Source organism: Gimesia sp. (genome assembly GCF_040219335.1).
Lineage (GTDB): Bacteria > Planctomycetota > Planctomycetia > Planctomycetales > Planctomycetaceae > Gimesia.
The window spans coordinates 612636-630209 of the sequence record NZ_JAVJSQ010000029.1 but is presented as its reverse complement, the minus strand read 5'-3'; the positions used below and the strand labels follow the sequence as shown (position 1 = coordinate 630209).

15 protein-coding genes are annotated in these 17574 nt (G+C 54.7%); 5 read left to right on the top strand and 10 right to left on the bottom strand.

The features are described from left to right. Nucleotides 1-354: 354 nt before the first annotated feature. Both RID21_RS24290 and RID21_RS24285 read right to left on the bottom strand, forming a co-directional pair. On the bottom strand, nucleotides 355-684 hold the full coding sequence (locus RID21_RS24290) for a hypothetical protein (protein ID WP_145181331.1): 330 nt from the start codon (nucleotides 682-684) through the stop codon (nucleotides 355-357). Between the two features lie 514 nt (nucleotides 685-1198). After that, entirely contained in the window at nucleotides 1199-3232 is a 2034-nt protein-coding gene (locus tag RID21_RS24285; RefSeq protein WP_350193418.1) for a sigma 54-interacting transcriptional regulator, read from the bottom strand. A 238-nt stretch (nucleotides 3233-3470) separates the two neighbouring features. Between RID21_RS24285 and RID21_RS24280 the strand changes: the two genes are divergently transcribed. Both RID21_RS24280 and RID21_RS24275 read left to right on the top strand, forming a co-directional pair. Continuing rightward, nucleotides 3471-4736: an outer membrane protein assembly factor BamB family protein gene (locus RID21_RS24280; RefSeq protein ID WP_350193416.1), complete on the top strand. Its 1266-nt coding sequence runs from the start codon at nucleotides 3471-3473 to the stop codon at nucleotides 4734-4736. Nucleotides 4737-4949: 213 nt separating this feature from the next. After that, on the top strand, nucleotides 4950-5399 hold the full coding sequence (locus RID21_RS24275) for a hypothetical protein (protein ID WP_350193414.1): 450 nt from the start codon (nucleotides 4950-4952) through the stop codon (nucleotides 5397-5399). 18 nt (nucleotides 5400-5417) lie between these two features. On the opposite strand, the gene RID21_RS24270 is transcribed toward RID21_RS24275, so the two are convergent. The 8 genes from RID21_RS24270 to RID21_RS24235 form a co-directional block, all read right to left on the bottom strand. After that, on the bottom strand, nucleotides 5418-5864 hold the full coding sequence (locus RID21_RS24270) for a hypothetical protein (protein WP_350193412.1): 447 nt from the start codon (nucleotides 5862-5864) through the stop codon (nucleotides 5418-5420). A 202-nt stretch (nucleotides 5865-6066) separates the two neighbouring features. Next, nucleotides 6067-6423 carry a 50S ribosomal protein L20 gene (gene rplT / locus RID21_RS24265; RefSeq protein ID WP_350193410.1) on the bottom strand — a complete coding sequence of 119 codons (357 nt, stop codon included), beginning with the start codon at nucleotides 6421-6423 and terminating at the stop codon, nucleotides 6067-6069. An 83-nt stretch (nucleotides 6424-6506) separates the two neighbouring features. After that, nucleotides 6507-6707: a 50S ribosomal protein L35 gene (gene rpmI, locus RID21_RS24260; RefSeq protein ID WP_145037587.1), complete on the bottom strand. Its 201-nt coding sequence runs from the start codon at nucleotides 6705-6707 to the stop codon at nucleotides 6507-6509. A gap of 410 nt (nucleotides 6708-7117) precedes the next feature. Further along, on the bottom strand, nucleotides 7118-8167 hold the full coding sequence (gene fliM / locus RID21_RS24255) for a flagellar motor switch protein FliM (protein WP_350193408.1): 1050 nt from the start codon (nucleotides 8165-8167) through the stop codon (nucleotides 7118-7120). A gap of 75 nt (nucleotides 8168-8242) precedes the next feature. Then, nucleotides 8243-9517, bottom strand: coding sequence for a glutamate-5-semialdehyde dehydrogenase (locus RID21_RS24250; protein ID WP_350193406.1), 1275 nt, complete (start codon nucleotides 9515-9517; stop codon nucleotides 8243-8245). Nucleotides 9518-9806: 289 nt separating this feature from the next. Next, entirely contained in the window at nucleotides 9807-10331 is a 525-nt protein-coding gene (locus RID21_RS24245; protein WP_145439411.1) for a Crp/Fnr family transcriptional regulator, read from the bottom strand. Between the two features lie 91 nt (nucleotides 10332-10422). Then, on the bottom strand, nucleotides 10423-11652 hold the full coding sequence (locus tag RID21_RS24240) for a Glu/Leu/Phe/Val family dehydrogenase (RefSeq protein ID WP_350193404.1): 1230 nt from the start codon (nucleotides 11650-11652) through the stop codon (nucleotides 10423-10425). 341 nt (nucleotides 11653-11993) lie between these two features. Further along, nucleotides 11994-13211, bottom strand: coding sequence for an SGNH/GDSL hydrolase family protein (locus RID21_RS24235; protein ID WP_350193402.1), 1218 nt, complete (start codon nucleotides 13209-13211; stop codon nucleotides 11994-11996). Between the two features lie 264 nt (nucleotides 13212-13475). Here RID21_RS24235 and RID21_RS24230 point away from each other — a divergent pair, with 264 nt between their 5' ends. Genes RID21_RS24230 through dxs form a run of 3 tightly spaced genes read left to right on the top strand, consistent with a single transcriptional unit; the run spans nucleotide 13476 to nucleotide 17534 of the window. Further along, entirely contained in the window at nucleotides 13476-14681 is a 1206-nt protein-coding gene (locus RID21_RS24230) for a M20/M25/M40 family metallo-hydrolase (RefSeq protein ID WP_350193400.1), read from the top strand. Nucleotides 14682-14727: 46 nt separating this feature from the next. Beyond that, nucleotides 14728-15621 (top strand): polyprenyl synthetase family protein, encoded by an 894-nt coding sequence (locus RID21_RS24225; RefSeq protein ID WP_350193398.1) that lies wholly within the window; start codon nucleotides 14728-14730, stop codon nucleotides 15619-15621. After that, a complete protein-coding gene (gene dxs, locus RID21_RS24220) occupies nucleotides 15621-17534 on the top strand; it encodes a 1-deoxy-D-xylulose-5-phosphate synthase (RefSeq protein ID WP_350193396.1) in 1914 nt (637 codons plus the stop codon). The genes RID21_RS24225 and dxs overlap by 1 nt, the downstream gene beginning before the upstream one ends. Nucleotides 17535-17574: the final 40 nt, after the last annotated feature.

The window sequence follows — 17574 nt, the reverse complement described above, 5'->3', positions numbered from 1 at the left end:
AGGTTGGATGTTTTCAGGTAAGTCTTCTCAGGCAGGTATCATTTCAACTTGAGACTCTCAGGCAGGTTCACCACGGATTTCGTAGCGAAGGGAGAGCACGGGATGCGAACACGACACTTCCATACCGAAAGCAGTGTTCAGTAGTCGATGATAGCAGACCAAAGACCCAATTCCAAGCAGGAACTCAGTCTGTCTGCAAAAACCCGGCAATCTATACCGGATGTTTCCGGAACGAAATGACCGCCACAGAGGTTCAGGAGCGACCCCCAGGCGCAGAGAAAGGGCCTTCAGAAAGTTCTGAAGGCCCTTTTCTATGTAAATATCACGATCTGTTGACTGAACAGATCGATCGCTTTAAGCAAGCAGACCCTGCAGCAGGTTTTCCCCTGGTCCGTGATCATAGCAATCACTGTGATTCCAGAGAGGCAGGCCAGCAGCATAGCGAGCGGCAAGCATCAGAACTTTCTGTTCTGATCCAGGTTTGGCCTGAGTAGCTTCGTCCGGGTTGATGCCCATTTGACGGTACTCTTCTTCACCAAACAGAGCATCAAAATTAGGCTCGTAGCCATCTTCCGAGAACTCATCCTGGTAATCACCATCTTCGTAGCTGACCAGTGACTGATCATCTTCAAGTTCGTATGAAAGATTCTCAACGTCATCTGTACCCATCAAAAATGCCGACATTCTCTTCTTCTTTCTCCAACAACAATTAATAAGCCCAGGCTTTCAGCCCATACCATATGAGCAGACAAACCCTCTACGTGGAACAATAAAATTCAGTCATCTCTACCAAACCGAGAAATTCAATCGCTCGTAGCGTACGCTTCCATTGCGTTATTTGGGAGATTGAAAGCAACACCCTCCAAGGGTGTGGGAAGTTTTTATCAGGCGGGAAACTCTTCTAGTTCTGGTGTTGAAAAAACATCCCGAAAGTTCAAGGTTGCAGCTAGGCGCCGCAAGAGAGGACACCCAATTGATATCCCCTGTTTACAGGACAATTCTTGAGTTTTTATGCTAAAATGTCAACAAGATTTTTGACATTTTTGCAAACTACTCTGAAATCGAATCGCCCATAGACCCAAGTCTCCCAACGCTGGCAATTCCTGCCGATCAGCAGCCGATCGATGTTGATTTTTTCGACCACTCAAAACCGGGCCCTGGCTTACCAGATCCCATCTGAGAGCCCCTCAGAGCCCGCTCAAGGCCGGCTGATCCCATATCGCTTCAACTTACGATCCAGAGTCGACCGCTCGATACCGAGGATCTGAGCGGATCGGGACTTGTTCCAGTTGGTGTTATTTAACACCGACAGGATATGTTCCTGCTCCACCTCTTCCAGAGAGATCTCCCGGAAGCCTCTGTGCACAGCCGGCAGCACACTTTGAGGATCACTCTCCATCCCCACCGCGGAGAGCTGAATGTCCTCCGCATCCACCACATCACTCGTACACAGGATAAAAGCCCGCTCGATCGTATTCTGCAGTTCGCGGACATTGCCCGGCCAGTGATACGATTCCAGCAGAGCCTCGGCCTGGTCAGTGAACCCGCGTATCGGACGCCCCGTTTTCGTCACGAACCGGTTGAGGAAGTAGTTCGCCAGCAACAGAATATCATCCGCACGCACCCGCAACGGATCAACACTCACCTCTACCACATGCAGCCGGAAATAGAGGTCCTGCCGAAACGTCCCCTTGGCAACCGCCTTCTCCATATCGCGGTTCGTCGCCGCCACGACGCGAACATCGACGTCAATTGAGGCACTCCCCCCGACTCGCTCGAAGGAGTGTCCTTCCAGCACGCGGAGAAACTTCGCCTGGACCGCCAGGGACATCTCCCCGACTTCATCCAGAAACAGCGACCCACGGTGCGCCTGTTCGAATTTCCCGGGTTTCTGACTCGTCGCGCCGGTGAAGGCCCCCTTCTCGTGGCCGAACAGCTCGCTTTCCAGCAGCCCCTCACTCAACGCCGCACAGTTCATACAGACGAACGGCTGCTTCTTCCGATGACTGTTGAAGTGAATCGCCCGGGCCACCAGTTCTTTCCCGACCCCACTCTCCCCCCGGATCAATACGCTCGCATCCGTCGGGGCGATGCGGAGAATCTGTTCCTTCAATGCCACCATGCTCGGGCTCTGCCCCACCAGCTCGCTCTCCAGTTCCAGCTGTTCGCGGAGTGCCTTGTTCTCCCCCTCCATCCGAGCCAGACCGTCTGAGAGCTGCAGTTTCTCACTCAGGTTCTGCAGTGATACCGCCAGTTGATCGGCGAGCGCCAGCGTGAATTCCAGATCCTCTGAATCCAGCGGATTATCGGGGTTGGTCGAATAAAGGTGAATCAGCCCCGACACTCCGTTCTTGTTACGTAGAGGAGCACAGATCACACTCTGGGCATGAATCTTCCCCAGGCTGTCGCGTGTCGAGAGCTTGCTGTCATCGGCGATGTTGTGCGCCAGCAGCGCATCCCCCTCGTCGAAGACCATCTTGGAAAGGTAGTCGGACGGCTTCCGATAAGGCAGCTCATCCACGGACTGAAATGCGATCACCCTCAGATTTTCCGGCTTGCGGGGCAGGCTTTTACTCGGATCGAGGTTCAGAATCGCGCCGATGTCGGCACTCGTCCCTTCAAACAAACCGTTGAGCACAATCTGACACAACTCCTGTTCGGACTGGGCATTGCCCATCTCCAGGGCCAGTCGATACAGACGCCCCAGTTCCCGGCTGGCGCGATCACGGTCGATCTGCGACGCGGGGGGCGGCGTATGAAAACGGGTATGGCTTTTGCGCTGAATAATCTCGGGCATATTCAGCTCATCCCAGCTCGACTGCTGCCCGACTCCCATCGTCTCACTATCGATCACCGCACTCGAGCCGTCCGAAGTCGGACGCGAAGAGAATCGCGAAACATCGAAAGTGAAGATCGCTTCGCTGTCACCAATCTCGACCACATCCCCTTCCTGCAGTCGATGGTCCTGCGCAATCGCGAGCCCCTGCACCAATGTGCCGTTACGGCTTCCCAGATCCCGAATGTACCAGCCACCATCGCTGTAGAAGATCTCACAGTGGCTGCGGCTGCAGACTTCGTCATCCAGTACGATTCGATTGGTCGGAGCACGCCCGATGGTCGTCACCTGGCGGTCCACCAGACGGTAGACCTTGCCCCGTTCGTCCACTTCCTGCACGATCAGGTAGGCCACCGTTGAGGCGGTCTTGGAATTTTGTTTTTCAGAATTATGCATAGATAATTACGCAGGAAAGAACACACAGACCTCCGGCCCGTGCACCTGATGCCTCATGAAAGAACTGACAGGCATGCGTTTCGCAAACATTGCCGAAACCCGTACGCCCTGTTTACTTACGATAGCCCTATCAAATATTATATTCAATTAACTTGCACCAGAACATAAAATTCGTCAAGCTAATCCTGTGAAATCTCAATAACATCCTGCCTGTAATTCCGCATTTAGAGAATCTCCCATGAAAGATCTACTGCCTTCCCGTGCGTTCTCTCCTGCCCTGAAGTTCACAGCAGCCTTCTGTTTCTGTCTGCTGGCGTTTTCCACCATTCAGGCCGAAAACTGGCCTCGTTTCCGGGGGATTGACGGCTCCGGCCTCTCCAGTGAGAAGGGCTTTCCCCAAAGCTGGACCGAAAAGGACTACGCCTGGCACAAGGAACTCCCGGGCCTCGGACACTCGTCTCCCTCCATCTGGGGAGACAACCTGTTCGTCACCGCCGCCCTGGGTGAAGGCGAAACACGCTACCTGTTTTGCCTCGATCCCAAAACCGGGGAAGAAAAGTGGAAACGGGAAACCAAACTGAAAAAGAGCCACAAGCACCGCAAAGGCAGCTGGGCCTCCAGCACGCCGGCCACCGACGGCGAGCACGTATACGTCGAATTCGCCGACGAAGAATCTTACATGCTCATCTGCTACGACTTCAAAGGCAATAAGATCTGGGAACGCGACCTGGGCTCTTTCACCAGCCAGCACGGTCACGGCAGTTCTCCCATGATCTACAAGAACCTGGTCATCGCCACCAACGATCAGCAGGGGCCCAGCTCGGTCACCGCCTTCAACAAGCTCAACGGAGAAATCGTCTGGAAAGCCGACCGGGCCGTCCGGAGAACCTCCTATGCGACTCCGATTATCATCGAACACCCCAACACAGGACCTCAGCTGATCTGCGTCAGTGGCGCAACCGGCATCAGCAGCCTCGATCCGGAAAATGGAAAAGTTAACTGGACCACCGGTGAATTTCCCATGCGAACTGTTTCCTCACCCGTCTACGGCGAAGGACTCATTTTCGCCACCTGTGGCGGCGGAGGTCGCGGCAAGCTGCTCTACGGCGTCGATCCCACCGGATCCGGCAACATCAAGGAAACCCATATCAAATACGAACGGTCCACCAAACTGCCTTATGTGCCGACCCCCGTTGTCTACGAAGGACACCTCTACCTCTGGGGCGATGCCGGCGTAATCAGCTGTGTTGATCTCGCCACCCAGAAGAACGTCTGGACCGAACGTATCGCTGGTGACTACAGCAGCTCTCCCGTCTGCATTAACGGCGTCCTGTACTGCATCGACGAAAATGGCGAAGTCGCCATGGTCGACGCCTCACCCAAATTCAAAGCTTACGAAAAAATCAAGCTTGGAGACCAGAGCCACGCTACCGTGGTCGTCGCCAACGGACGCATGTTCCTGCGAACCTTCAAGCATCTCTACTGCCTCGAAGCCAAAAAGTAATTACAGACACAGCCGTGAAGGATTTAGAATTAGAAAAAACTGATTCATATCAATCACGGGTTCTGTTATAATTCAGTTACAACGGTATGACGGGCTTCCGTGTTCTCTGGAAGCCCGTTCCATTTCCTTTTGACAGACTCTCCAGACGAGATACCGGGCCATCTCAAATCTGTCAGTGACTCTGATTATACTTTTGAAAAAGAAGGACTGACCATGCCCGCTTGGCCCGGCGGCCCCTGTCCACGCTGTGGGGAGGACATGCCTGCGAACCTCGTTCACTGCCAGACCTGTCGTGAGTTGCTGAATGAAGACCTCGAACACGACACCGTCGAGATCCCGGCTTTTCACCCGCTCAAGGAACTCGCCGTCCGCATAGACGCCTTTCCAATCGGTTTCTACTTCCAGTGCCCCGACTGCCGTAAAGAACTCCGGGTCCACAAAAAGTATCTGGGCAAACAGGTCAGCTGCAACTTCTGTCAGTCCACAATCCAGCTCCCGGACGAATCCCGCAGCCATGTCGCGTCCGCGTTCTACACCGGGTGCCCCCACTGCAAAGAAGAACTGCGTATCGCCCGCAAATACCTGGGCTCTGTCGCCGCCTGCAAGTTCTGCAAGGGCCATATTCAGCTGCTGGAAAAACCTGCCGACCCCGTCGACAGTTGAAGCCTCAGACTCCCAAACTCACTGAAGCATCTGCTCGGTCGCCTGTCCGGTCACCTGCTGACTGTCAGCCGCCTCTTCCGCACTCTGCCAGGTGACATCCGCCTGAGCGGGCCGCGTCTTATAGAGCTCGCCCTGCTCATTAAACAGCAACGCGACATTCATGTGCCAGCGGTTTCCGTCCTCCTGCTCCCACAGATCGCAGTAATATATGGACGGACTGGAAGCAAATTCCCCGCTGATTCCGGCGTCCGTCAGCTTTTGAATCGCCTCGGTTTTCGGCGTGCCCAAAGGAGCAATCGCCAGGATCTTCTGAGACTGCTCTTCAAACACCAGCGGGGCAGGCACTACGCGACGCACGCCGGTACAACCAGCCAGGAGACAGACGAACGACACGCCCAGCGCCCACGCCAGCAGCAATTTTCGGAGCTGCTGCGGTCGGTACGATACTCGCTTTAAGTGAGTCATACTCTCCTGCCTCCCTGCAATAAAACGAGAAACCCAGGCCTGCCTAAGCCCACAGGCGGGAACGATGACTGAATTTACCAGATCCTTCCCGTTTTGCGTATGGCAATTTTCGCTCTCCCCGCAGCCGGATACCAACGCAAACAGCCGGACCTGTTAAAAACAGATCCGGCTGGAATTTGGCTTATTTCAGCAGAAAGGCAGATTATGCTGCCAGAGCTGCCTGTGCTGCTTTGACGATCTCATCGAAGACCTGAGGCTGAGAAATCGCCAGTTCGCTGAGAGACTTCCGGTTCAGCGTGATGCCCGCTTTGGACAGACCGTTAATGAACTGCGAATAGTTCGTACCCCGTGCACGACAGGCAGCGGTGATACGGGTAATCCACAGAGCACGGAATTCACGTTTGCGAACCCGACGGTCACGGTAGGCGTAAGCACGAGACCGAATGATTGTTTCTTTTACGGTACGCAACAACTTGCTGCGGCCACCGTAATTACCACGGGCTTCTTTAAACAGTCTTTTCTTGGCTCGACGTCGAGCTGAACCTTTGCTAACTCGCATTATTACTTTCCAACTGAATGTGTAATCTGGATTCTGTCAGGATCGTTTCCCCGCGTGCCGTCGTCTGGGGAATCGGGAACGGTTTAAGAACCGGGACGCAGGGCTTCCACGATCAGCTTCGCTTCCGTTCCGGTCACGACGCCATCGCTACGCAGACCGATTTTCCGCTTGGGGCTCTTCTTGCTCAGAATGTGGCCCCGAAATGCTTTGCGGTGCTTGGCTTTTCCTGAAGCGGTAATCTTAAAACGCTTCTTCAATCCTTTGTGAGTCTTTTGCTTGGGCATTGTTCTTCAATCTTCGTAAATGACTTCAGCCTTCGCCGGCCCTCTGACACAACAGAGTTTCAAGGCGTAAGTCCTGAATGACACTATCTATATATCTCTCTACCGGACCAGATTTCACCCGGTCAACAGCAAAGAATACTGTTCATAAAAACAGAAACCACAACGGTAGCGCTGTAGATTGATCGGGCAGTATAATCAGCCTCCCCTCTGGTTTTCCACCGAAACGGGAGTAAATTCCGTATTCCTCCAGAGAAAAAAACCGATTTCCCGAAAACTCGCATTCTTCAGTCGAGGTGAACGCTCGGAATCCATCACTCTCGCAGGCGATGACGCCCGCTGCAAGTCATTCAGCAGTGGCTTAACCAGGAAACAATAAACATACGACCACACCATCTGCGCGCTCGCCCGCTTCAGGCCTGGCCTGCTTCCACCTGCTTGATTCGCTGCTCGATGATATCCTTGGGTACCGCCAGCATTTTTTCAATGCTGATCGCCTTATGCCCCTTATAAACTCCGGGATAAGCTGTGAAGACCGGCGCCCCTTCGATTTCCACCGTCAGGCTCTGGGCACTCCCCTTGTTACACATGATCACATCACCGACCGCCAGATTCATTACCTCACCTGCAGTCAGCCGACTGTGATCCAGCTCTACCTTCATCTCGATCTTGGACTTGGAGACACTCGCTTCCAGATTCAACTGCTGACGCATGTCAGGCGTTTTCTTCTTATAAGCCGACCAGGTATCTGAAGTCAGCTTGTTCGACAGCGGCTCAATCGTATTAAAGGGAATACAGAGGTTGATAATTCCCCGGGTCTCCCCCATCGTCACTTCGAAAGAGATCAGCACGATCACTTCGTTCGGCGGCACGATCTGAACCAGCTGGGGATTACTTTCCACCTGGGAAACCCGCAGCTTCCAGTCGCAGAGGTTGCTCCAGGCAGATTCGATCCCCTCAATCGCCAGGCCGGTAATACGCGACACCAGGCGGATTTCGATCTCGGTAAGAGCCCGGTTGGGGTAGGCACCGTGCGTGTGGCCATCCCCACCCAGCAGCCGGTCGATGATCGGGAAGATAATTGAAGGGCTGATATCCAGAATAATATGCCCGTCCAGCGTCTCGGATTCGAGCAGGTTGAAACAGGTCGGGTTCTCCAGACTGAAGACGAATTCAGAATACGTCAGCTGGTCCACACTGATCAGTTTGACTTCAATAATCGACCGCAGCATCCCGCTGAGTGCCGCACCGAACTCCCGGCTGAAGCTTTCATGCAAAGCGCGAAACGCCCGCATCTGCTCTTTACTGACGCGTTCCGGACGCTTGAAGTCGTAGATGCTGATCTGGGAATTGAAATCGGTATTCCGGGCCGCTGGTCGACTTCCTCCCCCGGTAGAGCCGGCAGAAGGATCCAACGCCGATAATAACGATTCCACTTCATTTTGACTGAGTACGTCTGCCATCCCTGGCCTCCCTGTAATTCACAGCCCGCCGGGATATGAGGCTCACCGGCCGGGTCGCAAAAACTTGTATCCCCTCTATTCTCTGATCTGCCCAGCTCCATGGGCCACGTATTTATAGCTCGTCAATTCGTTGAGCCCGCAGGGCCCACGTGCATGAAATTTATCTGTACTGATACCGATTTCCGCTCCCAGGCCGAACTCGCCTCCGTCATTGAAACGTGTGCTGGCATTCACAATCACAGCCGCTGAATCGACCTCGGTCGTGAACTTCTCCGCTGCCGCCAGTTCGGTCGTAATGATGGATTCGGTATGCCCCGAACCGTACTGATGAATGTGCTGAATCGCAGCATCCATATCCTCAACGACCTTAACCGAGAGGATCTTCGCCCCGTATTCGGTCCCATAATCTTCCTCGGTCGCAGGCACCCCGGTTCCCACCAGTTCCAGTGACCGGGGACAACACCGCAGCTCAACTCCCGCATCCAGCAGTGCTTTCGCAACTTCGGGCAATAACGTCTCTGCGACGTCCGCATGCACCAGCAGACACTCGGCGGCATTACACACGCCGGGCCGCTGACACTTACTGTTGACCGTAATCCGCTTAGCCAGTTCCGGATCCGCCGTCTTATCGAGGTAGACGTGGCAGATTCCATCGAAATGCTTGATCACTGGCATCGTGGCATCGCGGGCCACACGCTCGATCAGCCCCTTACCGCCACGGGGAATGGTCACATCAATGTATTTGTTCAACTTCAGAAAATGCCCCACCGCTTCGCGGTCAGTGGTCTCTACCAGTTGGACGGCCTGCTCAGGCAGCCCCACGTCGCGGAGCCCTTCCTGCAGCAGCTGATAAAAGGCCATATTGCTGTGAAAGGCTTCTTTTCCGCCGCGTAAAATCACCGCATTGCCACTCTTGACGCATAATGCTGCCGCATCAATGGTCACGTTCGGACGCGACTCATAAATGAAGAACACCACGCCCAGAGGCACCCGCACGCGGGTTACCAGCAGACCGTTGGGACGCATGTTACTGTCAATCACTTCGCCAACCGGATTAGGCAAAGCCATGATCTCTTCCAGCGCCGTGATGATGCCCTCGAGCCGCGCTGCGGTCAATCGCAAACGGTCAATCGACGCTTCCGACAAACCGTATTCGGGAGCCTGCTCGATATCGCGTTCGTTCGCAGCCAGTAAATCAGGAGTCCGTTCCCGAATCAGTTCGGTCATCCGGCGGAGCCAGGCATTCTTCTGATTCCCATTAGCGGAAACCAGTTTACGCGACGCTGCGCGGGCCTGCTGAGCCAGTTGTTCGGTGTATTGCGCCAGGTCTAATTCGGTCGTACTACTCATAGCTTCAAGCGATCTAAGCAGGGATTCACCGGCCCCTGCCACCGGGTTAATCTGAAACAGACAACAGCTGTGGAATGTGGATTCTCTAAAATATTGACACAGACTTTCCCCGGCCGGTGCGCTTCTGTATCGCCCACCGCAGTCCAGACGAACCGGGTTCCGCATTCCGAAGTATCAGCAATCAGCGGAAATGTGTCAACGCGGGATCACTTTTCGCGCTGATAACCTTCTAATTTTATCTATTTTAAACACTCTCCAGAAGAATTTGAGTTCCCGGAGAGACCTGTGCTCAGAATTGCCAGTCGGAATACAGTTTGGAACGAAACTCGTGCCATTCCGCATTCTTGGTCTTGGTTCCACAGCTTTCAACCATTTCTGCTGACCATTTATCCATAGTCCTTAACCGGTCAGACATGATTCTCACGGTATTATAAACGACTTTCTGCGCCCCGCTGACTCCCGCTTTCAGCAGTTGATCGAAGTTCTTCCAGGGAATCCGCACGATGGACACATCGGAAGTCGCCACCACGCTCGCCGAATGCGGAGCCGGTTTGAAAAAGGACATTTCACCAAAAATGGACAGGGGCCCCAACTCGGTCAATGTCTGTTCATCTCCGTTGGAAAGCTGCTTGCGAACCTCGCAGGTACCGCGCTGAATGATCCAGAGATAACGTGTCGAATTGCCTTCATCCAGAATGCGGACTCCTTCCGGAAAATCCTCTGTCTCAGCCTGGTCGAGCAATTCGTCCATTTCCTCCGGCGTAACTGACTGAAACAACACGCAGTCATTGATCAGCTGCTCTGTGGAAACCATTTATATCACCTCTTCTATAGCGCCTGGTGTAAAATTAAGTTAGCTTTTGATCACTGCCAGATCATGGCTGTGATCCCTTTAAAAACCGCGATCAGATGCCTCCCATCACGGTGGCCCGCCCCACACGACCTATGCCCAGAATATAGGCGGCAATGCGGAGCGAGACTTTTTTATCAGTGGCAATCTTCCAGACAAGCTCAAAGCTGTCATCCATAATACGGTCTAACTCGGAACGAACGCGAGCTTTTTCCCAGCTGAAGTGCTGTCTGTTCTGAACCCATTCGAAGTAACTGACGGTTACTCCGCCGGCATTCGCTAGAATATCGGGCACCACCACGATCTCATTTTTCGAGAAAATTTCATCCGCATCCGGGTCAGTCGGGTTGTTAGCGGCTTCAATGATGCACCGCGCCCGGACCTCTTTGGCGTTCTCTTTCGTCAGCACGCCCCCCAGGGCTGCCGGAATCAGCACGGTCACATTGGAAGCCAGAACTTCATCGTTCGAAATCGCTTCCGTCTCCGGAAACCCGCGCACGGCTTTGGTATCTTTGCAGTATTCCATCAGCTTGGGAATGTTGATCCCGTCCGCACAGTAAATGCCCCCGCTGGCATCGGAAACCGCGACAATCTTGGCTCCGAACTCATCCAGAAATTGTGCGGCAAAGCTCCCTACGTTGCCGAATCCCTGAATCGCCACCGTCGCACCGGCCAGATCGATTTTCATATGATCCAGCGTCTGCCGCGTGACCATCGCCACGCCACGACCCGTCGCTTCTTCACGTCCATCTGCGCCATGCAGTTCCAGCGGTTTACCGGTCACACAGGCCGGGTTGAAGCCACAATACTTTTCATACTGGTTCATAATCCAGGCCATTACCTGGGCGTTTGTTCCCATGTCCGGAGCCGGAATATCCTTAAGGGGACCAATCACATCGTAGATCTTATCGATAAACTTGCGGGTCACTCGTTCCAGTTCTCCCTGGGACAGCTTGGACACATCGACCGAGATGCCCCCTTTCGCTCCTCCGTAAGGAATGTTGACTAGTGCGGTTTTCCAGGTCATCAGGGATGCCAGGGCCAGCACTTCATCGCCGTTCACTTCGGGGTGAAAACGCAGTCCCCCTTTCATGGGCCCGCGGGAGCTGTCGTGCTGCACCCGGTAACCGATGTAAGTGGCAATTTCCCCGTTGTCGCGTTCGATCGCAACTTCTACCTTGACCTCGCGCTCCGGCGTCCTGAGCAGCTCCTGCATGTTCCGCGAAAGCCCCACCTGACGGGAAGCCTGGTCGAAATAACGGCATGCGGTCTCGTATGAACTCATGAAAGTCTTTCCTCAATCAATTTCAAAACCGGTCCCGCAGTAACGGCTCAGAGACCTCTGCAGATCAAATTTCCGCATTGCAGCGACCGATGAATATTTTTCGCTACCAGCTGCCCTGTGAAGCGGACTCCACATAAGTAAAAGGTAGGTCGTAGTTTTGTCTTAAACCCTTTGAAAATCAAAGAATTTGCCATTCTAGACCGGGTTGAGGGAAGCCCCTCAAACCAGACGCTGTTTCTTTGTTCCCAGGCAACCTGATGATGAAACAGACGGCCTCGGAACTGCCTCTACATTTACGATAGTTGTTATAGTCCGTTTATTCATCTTTCTCACCGGTTTTCTCAGCGCAGCGGAGCCAGCGCCTGTTGTGGCGCCTGCTCGGAAGGCGAGGGAACCGGATCAGACCAGATGCCGGGGACCTCCTTTAAAATATAAAGTGCCAGCTCGCGGGCATACAACGCATGCCCTTCACGCGAGAACTGGGGAACGTTTTCCAGAAAATAACGATCCGGGTTCTGAATCGCCTGAAACACAGGCGAAGTATCACAATAGGGCACATTCAACTGTTTGGAGTATGTCTCCAGCAGCTCGAACGGAAACCGGCTGCCGTACTTCACCCCTTCGCGAACCCCCACCGCAGCCCGCGCGTTTTTTCCACTCATCGCGGACTCGGAAACCTGCCAGGGCTTCGGATAAGTCGCCAGGATGAACCGTGCATAGGTTCCCTGTGAGATCTGTTGAATATTCTGTATCGGCTCCAGCGTCTGACGCACATACACCGACCAGTCGGGGGGATGATCCTCCAGCCAGAGATAGGTTCCCTGAGGAGTATCGATATCACGGTCCAGTCCCGCAGGCTGGTTCTGAACCCAGTAATCTCCTAACCATCTCAGCAGATACCGGTAGACCAGGAAATGGCTCTCCAGTTTCTCGGGAGCATTCATCTCTTCAAACAGCGGATGCATCGCACACAGCGGCACCCCCGTATCTCCAATCTGTGTGAAGCGGCGTAAAGCGTGATCATTGGCAACATCGGACATATCAAAATTAAACAGGATCAGATCCGGCTGCAGCCCTGACAGCGAATGCCGCAGGTGCAGATAAGACATCAGCGGACAGGCATCGGGCACGCCCGCGTTGATCACTTCCACCTTGAGCTGAGTCTGTTTCTGCAGCAGTTGTTCCAGCCTGACGCAGAACGTATCCTCGTCTGCCATTTCAGGGGCCAGGACGGTCTCCCCGCCCAGGCAGAGGATCCGGTACACGCCTGTCGGCTTGGGAATCGCATATTCTTTGCCCCGCAGCCCCATGCTGTTAATCGAAAACTGAACGACCTCTTCGGTATCCGGGTGCTTACGCGTGACCTGCTGCAGGGGACGGATGCGGTGATAGCTGACATCTGAGGGAATCAGAAATCCGTCAGCGTCATAGCTGCTGACACTCTCCTGCTGCCGGTATTCCTCGATACGTAACGCGACCTCACTCCCGACCGCAAGGAGGACGAGAGTCAGCAGTGCCAGCGTTAAATGCTTGAGCCAGCGCAGGCGTGAACGAATCATTTTCAATTATCAGAATACCGCTGCTAAGATTCTGTCCGAGGCGTCCGTGCCCCGTTACGGAATTTCGGCGAATCAAGAAGGCGGGATTCTAAGTTTCATCGGTAAATACAGCAATATGAGTCTGTCAGAGCCACTTCGCACGTGAAAACGGCTACAGCTCCGCATTGAAAAAACAGAGCCGAGTACGTACCTTGCATCATCCTTTGGTTCGTTTCTGACGCTTCAGAAGACGACCATTTCACCTTCGATCCGGACGAGAGCCCCATGAGCCAACCCAAAAACAACACACCTAAAGTCAATGACAAGAGGGCATTACAACTTGTCACCGAGCTGATGGCCATCCCCGGAAAAAGCGGAGAGGAAGGCCAGATCGCCGCCGAGATCCAGCGCAGACTCATCGCCGCCGGTCTCTCCGAGAAACAGATCACCTTCGACACCGCCCATAAGAAGAGCAGCATTGGTGGTGAATGTGGGAACATGATCGTCAAACTGCCCGGTACGGTGAAAGGACCGCGGCGGCTCCTGATGGCCCACATGGACACAGTCCCCCTCTGTGTCGGAGCGGAACCGGTCAAAAAAGGGAAGCTGATCCATTCAAAGAGCCCGCTCACCGCTCTGGGAGCTGACGACCGCGGGGGCTGCAGTGTGATTCTCAACACCCTGATCACCATCCTCGAACAGGATCTCCCCCACCCCCCTCTCACCTTTGTCTGGATGGTGCAGGAAGAGATCGGCCTGGTCGGCGTGCGGCATTTGACCACAAGCAAGCTGGGCAAACCTGCCATGTGCTTCAACTGGGACGGCAAACTGGCCGACATGGTCTGCATCGGTGCCACCGGTGATTCGGGTATGCTGATTCACATCAATGGACTCGCCAGCCACGCGGGTGCCCATCCCGAACTCGGCGTCAGTGCCGCCGTCATCGCGGGGAGAGCCATCGACGATCTCGCTACCAACGGCTGGCACGGACTGGTTGTCAAAGGCAAAGACTCAGGCTCCAGCAATATCGGCGTCCTGTCCGGCGGAGCAGCCACCAACGTCGTCATGCCGGAACTCACGATTAAAGCAGAAGCCCGCAGCCATAACCCCCGCTTCCGCGAACGCATCCTCAAGGAATTCAAAAAAGCCTTTGAAAAAGCAGCCAAATCCACGAAAAACAGTGCCGGACAAAAAGGCCGTGTTTCGTTTGAGTCCTACTTAAAATACGACTCCTTCCGGCTCTCCGCAGACGAACCTGCCGTCCAGACCGCCAGCCAGGCGATCCGGAAACGGGGCGGGACTCCCGACCTCTCCATCGGAAATGGCGGACTGGATGCTAACTGGATGACCGCCCACGGCTTCCCCACCGTCACCCTCGGTTGCGGCCAGCAGGATATTCATACCACCAGCGAGACGCTGATGATCGATGAATATCTCAAAGCCTGCCAGATCGGCCTGGACCTCGCGACGGCAACCGAATCAGATACATAAACAGGCCCTCTCTTCAACACAAAGCCAATTCAAAGAACGTAACGTTATGAGTCAGCCCCCGTCCTTCAAAGCCATGTGGAGCAGTCTGCAGGAACAGGTCAACCAGCGTCTGGACGCGGCCCTGGATCCCTCAACCGACTGCCCACCCATTCTCAAAGAGGCAATGTCTTACAGCCTCTCTGCCGGGGGAAAACGGCTCCGTCCCATCCTCGTACTGCTCAGCTGTGAAGCCTGCGGTGGAGATCCGGAATCCGCCCTACCCGCTGCCTGTGCGATCGAGATGGTGCACACCTATTCGCTGATCCATGACGACCTCCCCGCCATGGATGATGACGCACTCCGTCGGGGCATGCCCACCAGTCATATCAAGTTCGGAGAAGCCAACGCGATTCTCGCCGGCGATGCCCTGCTCACGCGGGCGTTTGAACTGCTGGCCAGAGAAATCGAAGTAAAGTCAATTGCAGCAGACTGTTGTGTCGACCTGGCCAATGCCGCCGGTGCAGTCGGCATGGTCGGTGGACAGGTCGCGGATCTCGAGTCCGAACACCTGACAGAAGCCACACTCGAACAGCTGGAAGCCATCCATCGTCGCAAAACCGGTCGACTGATCTGCAGTGCCCTCACCATGGGGGCCCGCATCGGAGGCGCCGACCCCGAACTGCTGCGAAACCTGGAGAGATACGGGACTTGCATAGGATTGGCATTCCAAATAACTGACGACCTGCTTGATTTAACAGGTGATGAAGAAAAAATGGGAAAAGGCGTGCGAAAAGACGCCGATCACGGTAAATTAACTTACCCCTCGCTGATTGGCGTTGAAGATAGTCGCCAACGCGCCCAAAATTTAGTTGAGGAAGCGTGCCTCTCGATCGCCCCACTTGGGAGCCACGGCCAAAGATTGGAAGAACTGGCCCACTTTATATTAGAACGAGATCACTGATGAAAATCGAAATTCTTCCCCGGATCAAATCCCCCGTGGATTTGAGAACGCTTTCCGGGTCTGAACTCGAAACACTGGCAGATGAAATACGTGAAGTTTTGTGTACCGTGGTGGAAGACCGGTCGGCTCACTTTGCCAGTAACCTGGGAGTTGTTGAACTCTGTATTGCCCTGCACCTTGCGTACGACTTCCGCAAGGATCGTCTCATCTGGGACACCGGGCATCAAATCTACCCACACAAACTGATCACCGGCCGCTACGAAGAGATCTCCAGCATCCGCCGCAAAGGGGGCCTGATGGGCTACCCCAACCCGGAAGAGAGTGACTACGACCTCTTCATGACCGGGCATGCCGGCGCGAGTGTCTCGACCGTCATGGGCCTCAAAGCAGGCGACGATCTCGCTGGAGAACCGGGACGCAAATCGGTGGCCGTCATCGGCGATGGCGCACTCCCCTCGGGCGTCGTCTTCGAAGCGATGAACAACGCCGCCGGCCTCAACCAGGATGTCCTCGTCATCCTGAACGACAATAAAATGGGAATCTGCCCCCGTGTCGGCGGACTCGCAAAGTACCTGGATAAAGCACGTGTCGCTCCCTTCTACAACGGTCTGAAGCGCGATGTCTCCTGGCTGCTGAATAAGCTGCCCGTCGTCGGCGAGTCGATGGAAAACACACTGGGCAGCTTCAAAGAAGCCGTCAAAGGCTTCCTGCACGGCGGGATGCTCTTCGAGGAAATGGGCTTCCGCTACATCGGCCCGGTAGACGGACACGATATTGAATCACTGTCCGGTTACCTGCAGATGATCAAGAACATCAAAGGCCCGGTTCTGCTGCACGTACTGACGGAAAAAGGACATGGCTTCGAACCGGCCACCAACGATCCGGTCTCCTTCCACGCCCCAGCTCCGTTTCAGCGGAATGAAGACAACGAAATCGTTCCCATCGAAAAGCCGGGGGCTGCTAAATCCAAGGCTTATACCGACGTCGTCAGCAATTCGATCCTCCAGGCCATGACCGACAACGAACGCGTTGTTGTGCTCACCGCAGCCATGTGTGCCGGTAATAAACTGGGCAAAATTCGTGACGCCTTCCCCGATCGCTTCTTCGATACCGGCATTTGTGAAGCTCACGCGGTCGCATTCGCCGGCGGGATGGCCAAAGCCGGTCTGCGACCGATCGTCGATATCTACAGCACCTTCCTGCAGCGGAGCTTCGACCACATCTTCCAGGAAGTGGCCCTGCAGAATCTGCCCGTCACCTTCTGTCTGGACCGCGCCGGGATTGCCGGCGAAGATGGTCCGACCCACCATGGTGCCTTCGACAACTCCTACATGCGGTGCTTCCCCAACATGGTGCTGATGTCCCCCGGGGATGCCCAGGACGTCGAACATATGCTGGAATTCTCGCTGACCTTTGATGGCCCGACAGCCATTCGCTACCCCAAAGCAGCCGCTGATGCGGTGGAACGTCAGGTTGCCTCTGTCGAACTGGGCAAGTCCGAAGTCTATGTCTGGGGCAAAGATGGCATGCTTGTTGCCTTCGGATCCCTGTTTACCGACTGTGTTCGCGCCGCCGAACAACTGCGGGAAGAGGGGCTCGATGTCGGTGTGATCAACGCCCGCTTCGCCAAACCCCTGGATACCGAGGTCATCCATCAGGCCCTGCAGGAATCGGGCTTTGTGATTACCGTTGAAGAAGGTACACTCTGTGGCGGTTTTGGATCCGCTGTGCTGGAATCGGCTAACGAAGCCGGCATCAACACGCAGCACCTCAGACGCATGGGTATTCCCGATCGATTTATCGAACACGGTCATCGTGGGGAACTCCTGGCCGATTTGGGACTGGATGTGGCAGGCATTTCTGCCGCAGCGCGTGAGATGGCTCAGCAGTCCAGATTATTGATCAACGAGTAAACAAATCGGCTTTCCTTCTCCAATCAGTATGGACGCTTGA

Bases quoted from the DNA above. Each gene is read 5' to 3' on its own strand.
- RID21_RS24225 (WP_350193398.1), top strand. From the start codon at position 14,728: ATGAGTCAGCCCCCGTCCTTCAAAGCCATGTGGAGCAGTCTGCAGGAA.
- RID21_RS24235 (WP_350193402.1), bottom strand. From the start codon at position 13,211: ATGATTCGTTCACGCCTGCGCTGGCTCAAGCATTTAACGCTGGCACTG.
- RID21_RS24250 (WP_350193406.1), bottom strand. From the start codon at position 9,517: ATGAGTAGTACGACCGAATTAGACCTGGCGCAATACACCGAACAACTG.
- RID21_RS24290 (WP_145181331.1), bottom strand. From the start codon at position 684: ATGTCGGCATTTTTGATGGGTACAGATGACGTTGAGAATCTTTCATAC.
- RID21_RS24270 (WP_350193412.1), bottom strand. From the start codon at position 5,864: ATGACTCACTTAAAGCGAGTATCGTACCGACCGCAGCAGCTCCGAAAA.
- RID21_RS24245 (WP_145439411.1), bottom strand. From the start codon at position 10,331: ATGGTTTCCACAGAGCAGCTGATCAATGACTGCGTGTTGTTTCAGTCA.
- RID21_RS24280 (WP_350193416.1), top strand. From the start codon at position 3,471: ATGAAAGATCTACTGCCTTCCCGTGCGTTCTCTCCTGCCCTGAAGTTC.
- RID21_RS24275 (WP_350193414.1), top strand. From the start codon at position 4,950: ATGCCCGCTTGGCCCGGCGGCCCCTGTCCACGCTGTGGGGAGGACATG.
- RID21_RS24285 (WP_350193418.1), bottom strand. From the start codon at position 3,232: ATGCATAATTCTGAAAAACAAAATTCCAAGACCGCCTCAACGGTGGCC.
- fliM (WP_350193408.1), bottom strand. From the start codon at position 8,167: ATGGCAGACGTACTCAGTCAAAATGAAGTGGAATCGTTATTATCGGCG.
- rpmI (WP_145037587.1), bottom strand. From the start codon at position 6,707: ATGCCCAAGCAAAAGACTCACAAAGGATTGAAGAAGCGTTTTAAGATT.
- RID21_RS24230 (WP_350193400.1), top strand. From the start codon at position 13,476: ATGAGCCAACCCAAAAACAACACACCTAAAGTCAATGACAAGAGGGCA.
- dxs (WP_350193396.1), top strand. From the start codon at position 15,621: ATGAAAATCGAAATTCTTCCCCGGATCAAATCCCCCGTGGATTTGAGA.
- rplT (WP_350193410.1), bottom strand. From the start codon at position 6,423: ATGCGAGTTAGCAAAGGTTCAGCTCGACGTCGAGCCAAGAAAAGACTG.
- RID21_RS24240 (WP_350193404.1), bottom strand. From the start codon at position 11,652: ATGAGTTCATACGAGACCGCATGCCGTTATTTCGACCAGGCTTCCCGT.